Source organism: Bartonella sp. AD328YNZD, assembly GCF_042196425.1.
Genome location: NZ_JBHIQG010000651.1, coordinates 1 through 885 on the forward strand (window position 1 = coordinate 1; position 885 = coordinate 885).

Sequence of the window (885 nt, forward strand, 5' to 3'; positions counted from 1 at the left end):
AAAGTTGACGATACAGAAGTCTTTGAAGTTCCTCAAGGACATTATTTTATGATGGGAGATAACCGCGACAATTCAGATGATAGTCGTTTGGATGTAGGCTATGTTCCAGAAGAAAATCTTATTGGTCGCGCGAGCGTGATTTTCTTTTCTATCAGTAATGGTTCAAGTGCTTGGCAGATTTGGCGTTGGCCATTTGATGTGCGTTGGAAGCGTTTGTTTTCTTTCATAAATACGGTTCATGATTTGCCGCTTATCAAGCAAGGAAACAACGATGAAACGTCTAATGATTGATCAGCTTGTCAAGCTGACGGGACATCGTTTTAAAGATGAAGAGAGATTAAAGAAGGCATTAACACACTCGAGTGTACAAGATTCGGAACAAGGAAATTATGAACGGCTAGAATTTCTAGGGGATCGGGTTTTAGGGCTTTTGATTGCAGAAATGCTGTATCAACTTTTTCCTCAGGCAAGTGAAGGTGAATTATCAGTCCGTTTGAATCATTTGGTCAATGCACAGACATGTGCTGATATTGCGCGCGAAATGAAGCTTCCTGACATGATCCACGTTGGTTTTGAGATGAAAAATTTCGAAGAGCGTCGACTCATCAATATGCATGCAGATGTCGTGGAAGCTTTAATTGCTGTGATATATCTCGATGGAGGATTGGAAAGCGTTCGCCCTTTTATTCAAAAATATTGGCAAAGTCGGGCAAAGAAAATGGATGCTGGTCGACGTGATGCCAAGACAGAATTACAGGAATGGGCGCATATCCAAGGCAATGCACAACCACATTATCAGGTTATAAAACGTTCAGGTCCAGATCACGATCCTGTTTTTATGGTAGAGGTAAATATTGCTGGTTTTGCTTCAGAGATTGGGCAGGG

2 protein-coding genes are annotated in these 885 nt (G+C 41.5%); both read left to right on the forward strand.

All coding sequences use genetic code 11. The features are described from left to right. Positions 1–291: signal peptidase I (gene lepB / locus ACFIO3_RS14255; RefSeq protein ID WP_375704703.1), on the forward strand; the 291-nt coding region annotated here is incomplete at its 5' end. Next, positions 272–885, forward strand: a 614-nt coding sequence (gene rnc, locus ACFIO3_RS14260) for a ribonuclease III (RefSeq protein ID WP_375704704.1), incomplete at its 3' end; no start/stop codon positions are given. The genes lepB and rnc, both read left to right, overlap by 20 nt.